Here is a 16,525-nt window from a genome sequence, read left to right on the forward strand (position 1 = left end):
TTAGAAATTATGTTCATGATTTCGTAAAATAACATTAGTTGTTGATCAGAATTTAATGAACTTTTATTCTTTAGAACAATGAGGCCCTGCAGCAAAAAACTTAATATGATTAACCAGAAACAATTTTCGTTTTTATTCTTTGTTTGTCTGGGTTTCTTTTGTATTTCTTGTGATAACTCTGACAGTAAAAACGAATGGAGTGTTTACGGCGGAAGCAAGGAACGTATTCAGTATTCAGCGCTGGACGCAATAGATACTTCCAATGTTGAAAATTTACAGCTGGCCTGGATTTACCATACTAAAGATGCAGAATCAGGCAGTCAGATTCAGGCGAATCCGCTTATCGTTGATGGGGTACTTTATGGTGTTTCCGCACAACTAAAGCTGTTTGCTGTAGATGCCCTTAGCGGAAAGGAAAAATGGGTATTTAATCCTGTAGATTCGATGATGGTTGATATTCAGGGCAGGCAGAGCTATGGAATGAATGCCTGCCGTGGGATTGCACTTTATAAGGGTAAAAACAAAGAACATCTCCTTTATTATACGGTAGGATCTTCCTTGTTTTGTATAAACAGTACCACAGGTAAACCGGTTCTTGCTTTTGGGAATAAGGGTCGCATTCCGCTTCACGATGGCCTTGATTTAGACAGGGATTTATCAAATTTAAGAGTCACTGCAACTTCACCGGGGGTGATTTACAAGGATCTTATCATCATCGGTACCAGTTTGTCGGAAGAAGAGGAATCTGCTCCCGGTCATATCAGGGCTTATGATGTACATACTGGCAAACTAAAATGGATGTTCAGGACAATACCTGAACCGGGTGATGTAGGATATAATTCATGGGAAGACCCTGAGGCTCATAAATACGTAGGAGGGGCAAATGCCTGGGGCGGACTTAGTTTAGATGAAAAGAGAGGAATGGTTTTTGCCTCTACAGGAGCGGCAGTGCCCGATTTTTATGGAGGTAAAAGAAAAGGAGATAATCTTTTTTCGAATAGTATTCTTGCGCTTGATGCAGAAACCGGAAAATATATCTGGCATTTTCAGGGTGTCCATCATGATTTATGGGATTATGATTTTCCTACATCTCCGGTTCTGGTTTCAATAAAAAAAGATGGTGAAAATATTGATGCGGTAGTACAGGTTAGTAAGCAAGGGTTTATCTACATGCTCGAACGGGAGACTGGTAAGCCTGTGCATCCGATTCTGGAAAAGCCAGTGCCTGCATCAGAGCTCAGGGGGGAGCAGACCTCTCCAACCCAACCCTTTCCAACCGTACTTCCTCCTTTTGTGAGACAGGAATTTAAAGAATCTGACCTGAATAATATTATACCAGACTCTTCCTATCAGGATCTGAAAAAGAGGTTTTTAAGCCATAAATCGGGTAAGATGTTTATTCCACCTAGTGTGGAGGGAACACTTGTTCTGCCAGGATTAACCGGTGGTGCAGAGTGGGGCGGACCTTCCTTTGATCCTTCAAGCGGTATACTTTATATTAACGGTACTGAAATGCCATGGGTGGTTACCATGATTGATACTTTGAAAGAGAAGCTGCCAGAATCTACTCAAACAAATCTACAGGCTGGTAAAAGTATCTACAATAAGAGTTGTAAAGGCTGTCATGGTGCTGATCTTAAAGGTTCAGGTAATTTCCCTTCATTGCTCAATCTTCAGGCAAAGTATGATGAGCTGAAATTCAAAAATATCATATCATCCGGACAGCGAATGATGCCTGCCTTCAAGCATTTTAGTGAAGAAGATAAAACAGCTCTGGCATCGTATTTACTAAATATAGAATCAAAACAAAAGATGACTTTTATTCCGGTAACTAAGTTAAGCCATCCTTTTTATCGTTCACCGTATCGCTTTGGTGGATATAAGCAGTTTTTAACTAAGGAAGGTTATCCGGGGATTAAGCCGCCATGGGGTACTTTAAGTGCTATTGAGCTCAGTACGGGTCGCTTGGTTTGGAAAAATACCCTCGGTGATTACCCTGAATTGAAGGCAAAAGGTATTCATGCTGGTACAGAAAATTGGGGCGGATCTGTTGTAACTGCCGGCGGATTGGTATTTATTGCTGCAACAAGGGATGAAAAATTCAGGGCTTTCAATAAAACCACCGGTAAACTACTATTTGAAACTACTTTGCCTGCCGGGGGATATGCTACACCATCTGTGTATAGTGTGAATGGTAAGCAGTTTGTGGTAATTGCATCTGGTGGAGGAAGAATGAGAACTAAATCGGCGGATACCTACGTTGCTTATTCCTTACCCGATAAATAAAATTTATAGCTAGCGAATCAGTATTGAAAAACTAAATTTTAAGCATTATAAATTAAAAAAAATGGAAAGATCAACCTTTTTAAAATCCCTGGCTGGAGTGGGTGTGGGTACTTTGGGACTGAGTTCTTTAAGTGCATGTAAAACCAGTTCCTCTGATTCCTCTGTTAATCCTGATGTGATGCCAGCACATATTTCGGGAGCTGCATTGGATTTCAATAAGATCAGGGAAGATTTCCCCCGCACAAGGGAGGAAGTCTATATGGATAATGCATCAACCCATCCGATTAATATTTATACGGCTGCAGCCCTGCATCGCTATGCGGAATGGGCTAAGAACGATGTAGGTGAGCCATGGTGGCCAAAGTGGTCAGAAACACGTCAGCAATGCAAGGATAGCTTTGCCAAACTGATCAATGCAGATCCGGATGAAATTGCTTTTGCAAGAACTACCGTCGAAGCAGAGAACAATATTCTGAATGGGATGGATCTTAAAGGGGGTAATGTGGTGACAACAGATCTTCATTATGCACCAAGTTTATACGGTTACAAGATGCGCGAGAAACGTGATGGACTGGAAGTAAGAATCATTAAGCATAATGACTGGAAGTTTGATGCAAAGGATTTTGAAGCTGTGATCGATAAGAACACCAAATTGGTTGCTATAACACTGGTTTCGAATGTGAATGGTTTTCTGGTAAAGGATGTTCGGGCGATTGCTGATCTGGCTCATGCAAATGGAGCATTACTTTATGTAGATATAATTCAGGGCGTAGGTGCTGTACCGGTCGATGTCAAAGCCATGGGTATTGATATGGCTGCCTGTTCTACCTTCAAATGGTTGATGGGTAGTAAAGGTTTTGGCTTTATGTATGTCCGTAAAGATTTACAAGATACCCAGGTTCTGCCTACGCAGCACCATGGAGGCTTAAATTTCAATTATGGCCCCTGGACAGATAACCCTGATTCAGCATTGGGTGAGTTTGATTTCAAACCTACCACAGGCCCGGCGATGTATGAGGTAAGTTACCCTTCTTATGAAGGCGTATCCTGTGCGATTACTTCGATGAAATATATACATACCCTGGGTGTTGAAAATATCCGTAATCATGTTCGTACGCTAACAAGCCGTTTGGCCATAGAAATGCCAAAAATTGGTTATCCTATGATCACTCCAGAGGGCAATGAAAGTCCTATTATTGTATTCCAGGCTAAAGATCCGGAGGAGGCAATGAAAAAGCTCCGTGCAGCCAAAATTAATGTGGCAATGCGTTTTGGAAATAAATTAAGACTTTCTCCATCGATTTATAATAATCAGGCGGATATCGATCGTATTTTGGAAACACTTTCTTAAAATAGGAATGGATTTTTAAGGTTAATCTTTATAAGAAGAATCTCAATATTTAATTATTTTTGGTGACAATGCATTCGAAAATGAATGTTTTATATAACTTGTCACAATGAAAAATTTCTCTGTAAATAGTATTCGCTATAAATTTAAAGTAACACTTTTTCTGAGTGTTACTTTTTTTATGCTGGCAGATTCAGGATTTGCATGGGCTCAGTCTCCAAAGCCGGGTTCTAAACCTAATATTATTTTTCTCGCAATTGATGATTTGAACGACTGGATTAATCCTGAAGGACTGGGAGGATTACCGGGATTGAAAACTCCGAATTTCGATCGTTTGAGAAAAATGTCAATGTCCTTTACCAATGCACATATTCCATCGCCTGCCTGTGCCCCTTCGAGGGTATCTATAATGACAGGTGTTAGTCCGGCAAGATCTGGGGTAACAGGTTGGAAGCATCCTGACTGGCGTAAAGTTCCTGCACTGAGCACTTTGCTGACTATGGAACAGTTTTTTAAGGAAAAGGGCTATAAAACCCTTGCAGGTGGTAAAATATACCATACCTTATCACCTCCAAGATCAACAATAAATCAATCTGAAGGCAAAGGATGGGATTTTTATTATCCTAGTTTAAAAGTTCCGGTTCCATTCCAGGTCAGAGCACCCGAGGAAATTATCTCTCCCAAAAATTTCAAAGGTGTACAGCCTGATTATTTTACCTGGGGACCGATTGCATTAGGTGATGATTATATGGCTGATTTCCAAATTGCAGAATGGGCAAATTATGAACTCAGTCAAAAACATGATAAGCCTTTATTTTTAGCTGTTGGATTGACCAAACCTCATGACCCATGGGAAGTTCCGCAAAAGTATTTTGATATGTACCCTCTGGCCAGTGTCCCTGACCTTCCATTTAAAGAGGATGATTTAGAGGATGCCTTTATCCATGGAAGAAGGGCACTCCATCGCTTTATTACTGATAATAATCAGCTTAAGAAAGTTTTGCAAGCCTACATGGCAACCATATCTTTTACTGATGCAATGCTTGGAAAATTTTTGGATGGTATGGAAAAATCTGGTTATCTGAAAAATTCAATCCTTGTAGTCTGGTCTGACCATGGTATGCATATGGGTGAAAAGGAGAATTGGGAGAAATTTACATTATGGGAACGTTCTACCAGAGCTCCGCTGTTTATTATGGCACCAGGTATAACTAAACCGGGCTCAACTACCCATGTTCCGGTCTCTATGATGGACATGTTTCCTACACTTGCTGAATTGACAGGTGAGAAAATTCCGGAATACTGTGATGGGGAAAGCTTAGTTCCAATGCTTAAACTTGAGAGTTTTGATCATAAACCTGCGTTTACAGCTTATTTTATGAATGAACAGGGTGGTGCAAATTCAGGTGATGGGTACACCATTCGCTCAAACAGGTATCGTTATATTTATTACCCTTTTATTAATCTGGAAGAGCTTTATGATCATCAGGTTGATCCTAACGAATGGAATAACATAGCTTATAAAGCTTCGAGTAAATCAGTAATTCAGGAACAAAGGAAACTCTTATTGGATCGGGTGCCTGGCTTGTCATGGACCAATGCGGCACCTAAGGGATATACCATTGCTAAGGATGGAAGCGTTAAGAAAGATGGCTATGTAAAAATTGCAGATCTTAAAGAAATGAAATGGGGACTTTAATGCAAAAGCTTTCTAGGACATTTTTAGTGTCTCATCTTAATAATGTCTCAAAATTGTATTCTGGTCTTTTAATAGGATTTTATTGCCTTTTTTTATTCAGTTCATGTAATCAGGGAGCCAAAACAGTTTCGATTGAAAATAAATCCGCAGGAAATAGCTCGGTCTATAAGACCCTTGATCAGATTGCTTTTAATGGGGATACATCCAATACCGGAATGGTCTCTATCCAGGGCGGCGAATTTATGATGGGTGCGGATAATGATCAGGCAGATAAAGATGAGTATCCCAAACATAAAGTGATTTTAGATCCGTTCTGGATCGATCAGCATGAAGTTACCAATGATCAGTTTGCTAAGTTTATTGAAAGTACAGGTTATGTAACTACGGCTGAACGCAAACCTGATTGGGAGGAATTGAAAAAACAATTGCCACCCGGAACACCAAAGCCCGATGAATCCTTACTAGTTGCGGCCTCACTGGTTTTTACGCCTCAAAAGCAGGAGGTTGACCTCAATGATTACTCCCAATGGTGGGCATGGGTCCCGGGAGCCAATTGGAAGCACCCTGAGGGACCTGGAAGTACAATTGATGGTAAGGGCAATTATCCTGTAATCCATGTTAGCTGGGATGATGCTATGGCCTATTGTAAGTGGGCAGGAAAACGTTTGCCAACTGAGGCAGAGTGGGAATATGCCTCCCGGGGGGGACTGAGCAATAAAATTTATCCCTGGGGAGATGAGCATATCAATAAGGGAAAGGCTAAGGCAAATACCTGGGAGGGGAGCTTTCCATACAAGAATACTGCATACGATACTTTTACGGGGCTTGCTCCGGTTAAATCATTTGCTCCAAATGGATATGGATTGTATGATATGGCAGGAAATGTATGGGAATGGTGCCAGGACAAATACCGGAATGACTATTATCAGAGTATAAACAGCCCTAATGGTGTCAAAAATCCTCAGGGGCCTGCTGATAGTTTTGATCCCGATGAACCCTTTACTCCTAAGAGGGTATCAAGAGGAGGATCATTTATGTGTAATGAAAGTTATTGTTCCGGGTATCGGGTTGCCCGACGAATGAAAAGCTCTCCGGATTCTGGGATGAGTAATCTGGGTTTCAGATGTGCCAAATAATCTTTTAAGTAGAATTTTTATGCTGAGTTCTATACTGTCCAGAAATATAATAATCGTCCTGATGCCGGTCATTTTACTAGCCACATCATGCTCAGGTCCTAATCCTGAAAGGCAGGCTAATAATGCACCAGCAAAAGTTTTGAAAGTTAAGAATGAGGTGCCAGCCTGTTGTTCAAAAAAACCGTCCCGATTCTATCCTTTGCCAAAGCAAGCGTTGAAATAGATTTCTATTTTGGTTGAAATTATGAGAAATGATATGCAATTTTGAGCCGTTTTTGCCTTTGAATCTTAAAATTCAGAGGTATATTTTTGTTAGTAAAATTCTATTATTTTCTAATATTTTCACTTTTTTTTGTATCTCAAATATCATTTTTATTGGATAAAAAGTAGTGCTAATTGTGTCTTAATGACACTAAGTTTCAGTATCTAAAATATTACCCGGGCAATTTTTTTCTGCTTGTTTTTATTTTTCACATTGGATTTTTATTTATTAATTTCGATTATATTAGTAGTTGAAATGTCTACATATGCAGTATATTCTGATGGCGAGTTGCTCGATCTTTTAAGGTCAGGGGACAGGTCTGCATTTGCAGAAATATATAACAGGTACTGGAAGAATATATTTACAGTTGCATCCAATAAAATTGGACAACTTGAGGAAGCAGAGGAAATCGTTCAGGATATTTTTATATCGCTCTGGAACAGAAGGGAAGAAATTGTTATTACCTCAAATCTGAATGCATACCTGTCAGTCTCAGCAAAATACCGCGTGATCAAGATTCTGGCAAAAAGAAACCAATACAATAAGTACGCTGTTCATAGTCAAAATGTTATTCCGATAATAGCCAATTCAACAGATGATTGGTTTGAGTTTGTTGAATTAAGATCAAGATTAGAAATTCTGGTATCAAATCTTCCCGAAAAATGCCGCCTTGTATATAAAGCAAGTCGTGAAGAGGGTTATTCTCAAAAGGAAATTGCTGAACAGTTTGGGATTTCTGAGAAGACTGTTGAAGCCCATATCAGTAAAGCTCTTAAATCTTTAAGAACAGGTTTAGGTCAGCTTTTCCTTTGATCTCATTAAAATCAAAAAATATTTTCATTCCCACTAAGGGATAAGCCAGGGTTGAGGGACTTGTAAATAAAGACCCCTTAAATGAAACCTTTAAGTTCAAACGAGCGATATCAGGAATTAGCCGAAAAATGGCTCAATAATACTATAAGTCCTCAGGAAAACGAGGAGTTTCTTCAGTGGTACAATAGCGGGCAGGAGAATGATATCAATATCCCCAGAGACTATGCTGATAGTGATCAGGATTTAAAAAGAAGAATTTTTGCGGAAATAAACCAGAGTATTTCTGAACCTGTTTCTTCTCCATCCTATAGAATTCAATCATGGTTTGCAGCAGCAGCTGTAATTATAGCTGTTTTCGCAGCCGGCCTTTATTTCTCTTCAGAAACAAATGAAACCAAACAATATGTTGCGGATAAAGTAATTTCAGAGCCTAAAATAGCTTCTCCTTTAAAAAAGATATCTCCGGTTTCTAAAATTGAAGATCAGAAGTCTGTTATGGTCAATGATATCGAAGCAGGTGAAAATAAGGCAATACTTACATTGGGTGATGGCTCGAAAATTATATTGGATGATGCTAAAAATGGAATTCTTGCAAATCAGGGTGGAAATAGTGTTCTTAAGGCAGCAGAAGGTGAGGTTATCTATTCATTCCTTAGCGAAGTAAAGGATCCCCTGACTGTAGATGAACATACTCCCGTTATTTATAATACAATAGAAACCCCAAAGGGAGGTAAATTTCAGATTAGATTACCCGATGGAAGTAAAGTTTGGTTAAATGCAGCCTCTTCACTTCGTTTTCCTACTGTATTCAACGGGTCAAAACGGCATGTCGAATTAATAGGTGAAGCCTATTTTGAAGTATCACCAGATAAATCAAAAATATTTGAGGTCAATACCAGAAATCAGGTAGTACAGGTACTTGGAACACATTTTAATATAAATGCATATCTGGATGAACCAACTGTAAATACAACTTTGCTGGAGGGTAGCGTAAGGGTCTCTGATCTGAGGACAAATATTTCTCAATTGCTTAAACCCGGAGAACAATCTCAGTTGAGTGAGCAGATGGAGGTGATAAATTTAAAAAACACCAACGAAGCTGTTGCCTGGAAAGAAGGTTATTTCCAGTTTGATGAAGCGGATATAAAAACAGTTATGAGGCAAATTGAGCGCTGGTATGATGTATCAGTCGTGTATGAAGGCGATCTTCCCAATTACCGCTTTGGAGGTGAGATTGAAAGAAATTTAAGCCTGTTACAAGTGCTTAAAGTATTGGAAAAAACAAAAGTTCATTTTCGTTTAGAGGGAAGGGAGGTTATTGTAATGCCATAAAGGTCTACAAATGAACAAAAAAACAAACCAGAAGCGTTGGAGCGCCTCTGGTCACTGTTTTCGCTTAAATAAAAATTGATGCACAAAGATTATTTATTAACAAAACAAACAAATGTATGAATTCTCTAATTAATAAAGAGTATTGTTTAGACATTACTCGGTCAAAAGTCTGCCATAAATCAGACGCCTTAGACCATACAGAGCACCATCAGATTGCTGATAATCTGATAAAAAAGTCGCTTTACAAACAAATCGGACGGATTATGAAACTGACGTTCATTTTAATCATGGTTGCACTAATGAATGTCTATTCCAAAGGATATTCACAAAAAGTAACCCTTACAGGTAAACATGCCCCGCTGGAGGAGTTCTTCTCTACTATCAAGCAGCAAACGGGCTATGTGTTTTTTTATGACCTGAATCTTTTAAAAACAGCCAAGCCGGTAACCTTAAAAATAGTTGATACCGAACTATCGGAGGCTTTAGCTATTCTTTTTAATGATCAGCCACTGGATTACAGTATTGAGAATAAAACTATTGTTATCAGCGAAAAATTATCTGCAAAAGACAGAAGATCACTGAAGAACATGAGTTTCATGCTGATGGATATCCGTGGTAAGGTTGTTGATTCAAAAGGAGAGACTCTCCCGGGTGTTAGTGTCAGGGTAAAAGGTACTGCTGTTGGAACAACGACAGATGCTCAGGGTAATTTCGTTTTGAATGCTCCTGATAACGGTACTCTGATTTTTAGCTATATAGGTTATATAAGCCAGGAAGTTACTGTTAATGGCAGATCTACGATTAATGTCACTCTGGTTGAAGATTCACAAATGCTTGGAGAGGTTGTGGTAACCGCTCTGGGTATCGAAAGATCCTCTAAATCCCTAAACTATGCTGCCCAGACTGTTAAAACAGCTGATCTAAATCAGGCTAAAGAAACAAATCTTATCAATTCCCTGGCTGGAAAAGTTGCCGGTGTAACTATTACCAAGAATGCAACCGGACCGGGTAGTTCTTCAAATGTAGTTTTACGGGGTCAGCGCTCTGTATTTGGTAGTAACCAACCTTTATATGTTATTGATGGTGTTCCAATGGACAATACTAGTCGTGAGGTAGGTACAGGTGGTACCCATGGAAGCCGGGATGGTGGTGATGGTATAGGTATGTTGAACAGTGATGATATTGAATCCATGACTATCCTTAAAGGTGCATCAGCTGCGGCATTATATGGAAGTGCAGGACAAAATGGTGCAATCATTATCACAACCAAAAGAGGAAAATCAGGTAAGATTACCGTTGATTATACCGGAAATACCACTATTGATCGTCCGTTTATCCTGCCTGAAGTACAGTCAGAATATGGGCAAGGTGCTGGGGGTGTTTATAATGCAAACTCTGAAACTAGTTGGGGTCCAAAAATTACAGGACAAACAATCACTTTATGGAATGGTAAGCAAATGGCTATGCAAGGTCAGCCTGATCGTATAAAGGATTTTTATAGGGATGGATCAAGTTTGACAAATACAATAGGAATTAGTGGTGGTAGTGAGAAAATGCAAACCTATTTTTCATATGGTAATAATCAAGCAAAAGGAATTCTTCGAAACCATGTGTTAGACAGACATAATTTTGATTTCAAGATCGATAATAGTATCACTGACAAACTTTCATTCTTCACAAAGCTAAGTTATATCGTTGAAGATGTTGATAATAAGCCGTTCACTGGTGAAAGAAATGATGCAACAGGTAGTATTTATCATGCTCCGGCTTCCATTCCACTGAGTGAAATGCAGAACTACGAATATACTGATGCTTTTGGTAACCTTAGACAAAGCTATTGGCTACCCGGCTCGATTTACTTGTCGAATCCATACTGGAAAATGAACAGGCAGGTTTTCTTTGAACAAAAGCGTCGTATGATTGGTCTGTTACAAGCAAAATATAAGTTTAATAACTGGCTTGATTTACAGGTTCGTGGTAGTATGGACAGAACTGACGAGGATACTGAAAACAGAATGCACAATGATTCGTATGAACTGTCCGGAAATGGAAATTATTTCGAGATATACAAAGGAAACAGAAGATTCACTAACCTTGATGCTTTGCTTTCTTTTAAAAGAGATATTAATAAGAGTTTCAATTTAACAGGATACATTGGGGGTTCGGTTCAGGAAACAAAATATGAATCAATCAGTACCAACGCTAATGGTCTGAACAAACTGGATTACTTCTTCATGTCTAATGCAAGAAATCCAAGAACTACAAACATTTATGGACAAACCCCGGAAGTGCAGTCTGTGTATGGTACCTCGACTCTATCATTTAAAGATTACCTCTATTTGGATATAACCGCTAGAAATGATTGGTCTTCTGCTTTACCTAAAGAGAATCAGTCGTACTTTTATCCTTCAGTAGGATTGACAGCTATCGTAACAGATATGCTCGATTTGCCTAGTTGGATTTCTTATGGTAAGCTCAGGACTACTTATGCAAAAGCAGGTTTTGGCGGACAGCAATATTTGACTGATAATTATTTTTCGGTAGGGGCTGGCGGTGCTATAAATACTCCTAGTGTCAGATCACTCGGGAATTATCAACCGGAAATTACTACTTCATTTGAAGCAGGTTTAGACTGGCGATTTTTCACCAACCGGATAGGGCTTGATGTTACTTATTATAGATCTAATACTGAAAACCAGTTAATTGCTTTGGCTGTTCCAAATGCTACACTCTTTAGTTCTCAATACATCAATGCCGGATTAATTCGTAACAGCGGGGTAGAAATTATGTTGAGTGGTTCGCCAGTTAGAAATCAAAGTTTTTCATGGGATATGATGGTTAATTTCTCAAAAAATGTGAATAAAGTTGTTAGATTGTCTGAGAGACTTAAAACAGCCGTTTTAGGTGATGACAGACAGGTGCTCGAAACAGTTGAAGAAGGCAAGTCATTTGGAGAAATGTACATGGCCGAATGGAGTAAAGATGCACAAGGCAGAAGGTTAGTTAGTCCTGCAGGCGTTCCAATTCTTACCGGGAAAACAGCTTATGCAGGAAATTATAATCCTAATTATATGCTTGGTGTCAACAATTCATTCAGTTTCAAAAATCTTAACCTCAGTTTCTTATTAGATTACAGAAATGGCGGTACAGTTGTAGCCGGTACTTTGGCTGCAATGGATGTGAGTGGTAACTCGAAAAATTCTCTTCAGTATAGAGAAACTGGGATTGTTGTGGATGGTTATACAACAGCCGGTGTAAAAAACACAACATCAATTACTGCAGAAAGATACTGGCAATCATTAGGTAACAGAACTCCTGCAAAAGACTTTTATGCTTTTTCTGCGACTAACCTTAGGCTGAGAGAAGTGGTGTTTGGGTACAAAATTCCAAATCAGTTTGTTCAAAAATCAGGATTTATTAAAAATGCCAGATTATCTCTGGTTGGAAGGAATCTGCTTTTCTTAAAGAAATATGCGCCTTACGATCCTGAGATTGCTACAGCTGTAACTAATAGGGGTGGTATGGAATATTCTTCTTTACCTACAACCCGTAATATTGGTCTTAGCCTGAACGCGTCATTTTAATAGTTAAATGACTATTAGATAAATATTAGTATTAATATTAAACTGAATACAATGAAAACTCAAAAATCATTATATAAAAGATGGGCCAGTAGGTTGATGCTATTTTTAGCACCAATCGTAATACTGACTGCCTGTACTAAAAATTTCGATGAAATAAATAAAAAACCAGATGGTTTAAAGGAACTGACTGCACCGGATTTACGTAGTTTATTCCCCGGTGCATTAGTAGCCGGAGGTGGAATAGGTTATAACGAAACGAGTATGCTTTTGTTTCCTGGAGTATACTCTCAACATTTTGCCGGTACCAACATCAATCAGGAGTCTCATAGATATGTTATTGTGCAAAGATGGCAAGACATATGGCCTGGAACCTATGTGAATGCAATGCCTAAATTGGTAAATATTATCGAAGCAACCAAAGGTGGAAAAGAACCTAGCATGAATGCAATTGCCAGAATGTGGAAAGTTTTCTGTTTTATGCGTGTGACTGACGAATGGGGTCCAATTCCATATTCTAAAATTGGCAAGGACACTACTGTTGTGAGTTACGATGATCAAAAGAGTATTTATTTTGATTTTTTCAAAGAACTGGATGAAGCTACTACAGATCTCAAAAACAATTTAGCTAAACCTTCATTTGCAACAGCAGATCGGATCTATAATGGAGATAATGCTAAATGGTTAAAGTTTGGAAATACATTACGCCTGCGTTTGGCCTTGAGGATTTCGGATGTAGAACCTGCTAAAGCTAAATTGGAAGCAGAGAAGGCATTTGCCGCTGGGGTGATGACACAGGCTTCAGATGGAGCCCATTTTGCAACTAATGCAGATTTTAACAATGGACTGAATAATTTCATGGGAAGAAATGGCTCCAGGATGAGTGCTACGATGGAAAGTTTATTAGTGGGCTATAAAGACCCAAGGCTACCTGTATTCTGGAGTCCTGCTCTCACTGATGGTAAGTTCCGTGGTGTTAGAAACGGAATGACCGTTGCTCAGCAAAACTTGCCTGCTAATAGCATCAACAATAATTCAGCAGTTGGTCCAAAGTATCAGCCTGCTGCGATGACTACAACTCCTCAGGTTGTTTTTTATGCCTCTGAGGCTTATTTCCTAAGGGCCGAAGGTGCATTGAATGGCTGGAACATGGGTGGAACCGCCAAGGAACTATATGAGATGGGGATTGAAACTTCATTGCGTGAACATGATATTACCAATGCAGCTGTTATTTCTGCTTATATTAATGGTACAAGTTTACCTGTTGCACCCGATAATATGTTTCCAACTCCGCCTTTAACCGATATTCCGGTTAAGTGGGAAACTGCTACGGAAAGACAGCGCGAGCAAATCGGAACCCAGAAATGGATTGCTTTATTCCCGGAAGGTCATGAGGCATGGGCCAGTATCAGAAGGTCAGGATATCCTAAATTTTATCCTTTGTTAAATTCTCAAAATCCTGATATAACACCGGATAAAATGATCCGGAGAATTTCCTTCCTCGACAGGGAAATTATTGCTAATGGTGCTGCAGTAAAGGCAGCAGTTCCATTACTGGGTGGTGGTCCTGATAACGTAGCTACCCGTTTGTGGTGGGATAAATCAAAATCAAATTAAGGAACCTTACAGCAGGTTACTTATTTCTTAAAATGCATCATCATAATACCCCGGGCATACTTGCGAAAGCAGGTATGCCCTAATTTACCCATCAATTGGTATTAATGATGCTTTAAAAAATTTTGCCTTGATTTTTCAAATTTTAGTTGGTGGTTTTTGATCTATCCTTGGAATTTGTTGGCTGTTCATTTTAAAATTTGATCGGGTATAATTCTGATAAACTCAAATGCATGATAGAATCTAATAAGAACTTTCCTGCCTTAACCAGATGAATATTTGTTCTGGTATTATTAACCTGATATCTGATACGATATGCCTTATGTTATGACAATAGTAATTTGAAATATAAATTAGAAATATGAAAACAAATATTCCAATCCAAACTGAATTAACGATGCATAATGACTTATATTCTGAAAAATTCGTTCAGGATTTTCCGGCTTCCCAAAACCATGACCCTGAATTTTCTGGCCCTGTTTCTGACCCCATTAAACGAAGAAAATTTCTTGGGATGGGTCTCCTGGGGATGGCGGGGCTAAGTTTACCATTCGCTTCAAGAGGTTCTGGAAATAATTCTGTCGAGAAATTCGTAAAAAATGTCATTGCAACTGAAACTGAACTCTATAAGAAGCAGTCAGATAGTTTCGAAACCAAGATAAAATTAATCGAGAAAGCCTGGGCTGAAAAGGATTACCGAATGGTACGCTCGTTAAGTGATTCGCTTCGAAACACGGGTATTCAAGCTCAGATAGAAGATGAGGATCCTGGAAAGCCATTGGTGGGTTCAGGCCAGTTTGGTACTGTTGCTACACTTCCTGTGGCCTGGAAAACCTGGGCAAACGGCTGGAAATATTATAAGATAATTGGATTGGAAGAGAAAGCCGGAATTAAAAGAAATGCTGAGCCGGTGGAGGTTCTCCTGGCTTTCCGTTCAGATCAGGTGACATCCCTGGCCAGAGAAATCCGTGTTGCTGAAATCATTAATGGTCAGATAAAGGAAGTGACTTCTCAGGTATATGGAGTGGTAAGAAGAGGAGCAGAAAGATTATGTAAAGTGATGTTTCTTGCTGATAATCAAGGAGGTGAGAAGCGTAATTATCTGGTGTTTTACGGTAATCCGGATGCTGAATTACCTGAGTATACCTCAGATCTTGAAGTAAGCGGAGAAGGTTATCACTTAAAAATAGAAAACCAATACTTCATCGCTTCACTTTCTAAACAAACGGGCCAGTTGGAACGGATGTTAATTAAAAGGGAGCATGGGGTTGAATTGTATGCCGGTGGTCCCGGACACGGAGAAACTCCTTGTATCGACTGGGCTCATGATTATGTTTCTGAAGATAATTTCATGAAGGTCAGAATTCAGTACTGGGGAGAATGCCCTGATTATGAAATTGTTCGAGGTCCTATATGTACTATTGTTCGTCGTTGGGGATTCCCGCATTCGGCACTGCATCCTGTTTATAACCCATCCCGTTTAAACATTGATATTGAATATCGCTTCTATGCTGGTTTACCTTTCTTCCATAAATTTGGTAAGATGAAAGCGGTTAAGCAATTTATTTCCACAGCTCTCAGAGATGATGAATGGGTATTTACAGGCCAGCCCTTTACTGGAAGTCTGTGGATGGGAGCGGATGAAAAGTTGAAATTCGGTGAGATAGATGAAGCAAATAAACATAGTGTTAAAGCATTCGGATATTATAACAAGGACTCTAAAGATTCATTTGTTGGATTGTATTTAGAACATTCTGCAGAAGAAATACCAAAGTTTCTTCATGCCGGCCATTCCATGTTGTATTATAACTGGCATGGAACGACCTGGTCACGTTATCCGCTTGAAAGAAATCAGCTAGTTCCCGAAGGAGCCGTACTTCATCAAAAAAATGCTTATGTAACTATAGGGTTTACAGAGGCTGATGGCCCGGCTAAAATTGAAGCATTAAGAAAAGAATTATTAAGTCCGCTAACCAGCTTCCAGGCTACTTTGCCTGCCGGAATATCAGCAAAAGAAAATAAGCGTGTTCTTGCCCGTGAAGGTGAAGCACAGAATGGACAGATCCCAAAACAGGTATTGTGGGATGCTTTAAGAAACTGTAAAGATCAGCAGTTGTATATCGCAGATGTCAATATTGTTGAGCTGGGATATATTTATAACCTCTCAATGGATGATGATGGTGTGGTAAAAGTATTGATGACGATGCCGCATAGGGGAAGACCATTGACAAGTTTCTTTATATGGGGATCAAGTGTGGTACATCGTACGGTATCCAAAACAGTAATGGGTGCACTCACAGAAGTACCGGGAGTTCGAAAAGTGGTAGTTGATCAGACCTGGTATCCTGAATGGAATTCAAATTTCATCTCAGAGGAGGGCCGTAAAAAATTAGGAATATAGATTCAAAAAATTAGCAAACCGAATTTCGGTTTAACAATAAAATGGTTTTAACA

The 16,525-nt window shown here is 39.2% G+C and carries 9 protein-coding genes; all 9 read left to right on the forward strand.

All coding sequences use genetic code 11. The annotated features are described in order from the left end of the window. The first annotated feature begins 105 nt into the window (after positions 1-105). The 9 genes from VGE44_RS17655 (at position 106) to VGE44_RS17695 (ending at position 16,472) form a co-directional block, all read left to right on the forward strand. Entirely contained in the window at positions 106-2,286 is a 2,181-nt protein-coding gene (locus tag VGE44_RS17655) for a PQQ-binding-like beta-propeller repeat protein (RefSeq protein ID WP_331081628.1), read from the forward strand. A gap of 61 nt (positions 2,287-2,347) precedes the next feature. Next, positions 2,348-3,637, forward strand: coding sequence for an aminotransferase class V-fold PLP-dependent enzyme (locus VGE44_RS17660; RefSeq protein WP_331081630.1), 1,290 nt, complete (start codon positions 2,348-2,350; stop codon positions 3,635-3,637). A gap of 106 nt (positions 3,638-3,743) precedes the next feature. Continuing rightward, positions 3,744-5,333, forward strand: a complete 1,590-nt coding sequence (locus VGE44_RS17665; protein ID WP_331081632.1) for a sulfatase — start codon at positions 3,744-3,746, stop codon at positions 5,331-5,333. Continuing rightward, positions 5,333-6,469, forward strand: a complete 1,137-nt coding sequence (locus tag VGE44_RS17670; protein ID WP_331081634.1) for a formylglycine-generating enzyme family protein — start codon at positions 5,333-5,335, stop codon at positions 6,467-6,469. Before VGE44_RS17665 ends, VGE44_RS17670 begins: the two co-directional genes overlap by 1 nt. A gap of 517 nt (positions 6,470-6,986) precedes the next feature. Then, complete coding sequence (locus VGE44_RS17675) at positions 6,987-7,544, forward strand: RNA polymerase sigma-70 factor (RefSeq protein WP_331081636.1); 558 nt, start codon at positions 6,987-6,989, stop codon at positions 7,542-7,544. Between the two features lie 81 nt (positions 7,545-7,625). Continuing rightward, positions 7,626-8,876, forward strand: a complete 1,251-nt coding sequence (locus VGE44_RS17680; RefSeq protein WP_331081638.1) for a FecR family protein — start codon at positions 7,626-7,628, stop codon at positions 8,874-8,876. A 116-nt stretch (positions 8,877-8,992) separates the two neighbouring features. Beyond that, positions 8,993-12,460 carry a SusC/RagA family TonB-linked outer membrane protein gene (locus VGE44_RS17685; RefSeq protein ID WP_331081640.1) on the forward strand — a complete coding sequence of 1,156 codons (3,468 nt, stop codon included), beginning with the start codon at positions 8,993-8,995 and terminating at the stop codon, positions 12,458-12,460. A gap of 51 nt (positions 12,461-12,511) precedes the next feature. Next, positions 12,512-14,074 carry a SusD/RagB family nutrient-binding outer membrane lipoprotein gene (locus VGE44_RS17690; RefSeq protein WP_331081642.1) on the forward strand — a complete coding sequence of 521 codons (1,563 nt, stop codon included), beginning with the start codon at positions 12,512-12,514 and terminating at the stop codon, positions 14,072-14,074. A 358-nt stretch (positions 14,075-14,432) separates the two neighbouring features. Then, positions 14,433-16,472 (forward strand): hypothetical protein, encoded by a 2,040-nt coding sequence (locus tag VGE44_RS17695; RefSeq protein WP_331081644.1) that lies wholly within the window; start codon positions 14,433-14,435, stop codon positions 16,470-16,472. The last annotated feature ends 53 nt before the right edge of the window (positions 16,473-16,525 follow it).

The organism is Daejeonella sp., from assembly GCF_036405355.1.
Classification (GTDB): Bacteria; Bacteroidota; Bacteroidia; order Sphingobacteriales; family Sphingobacteriaceae; genus Daejeonella.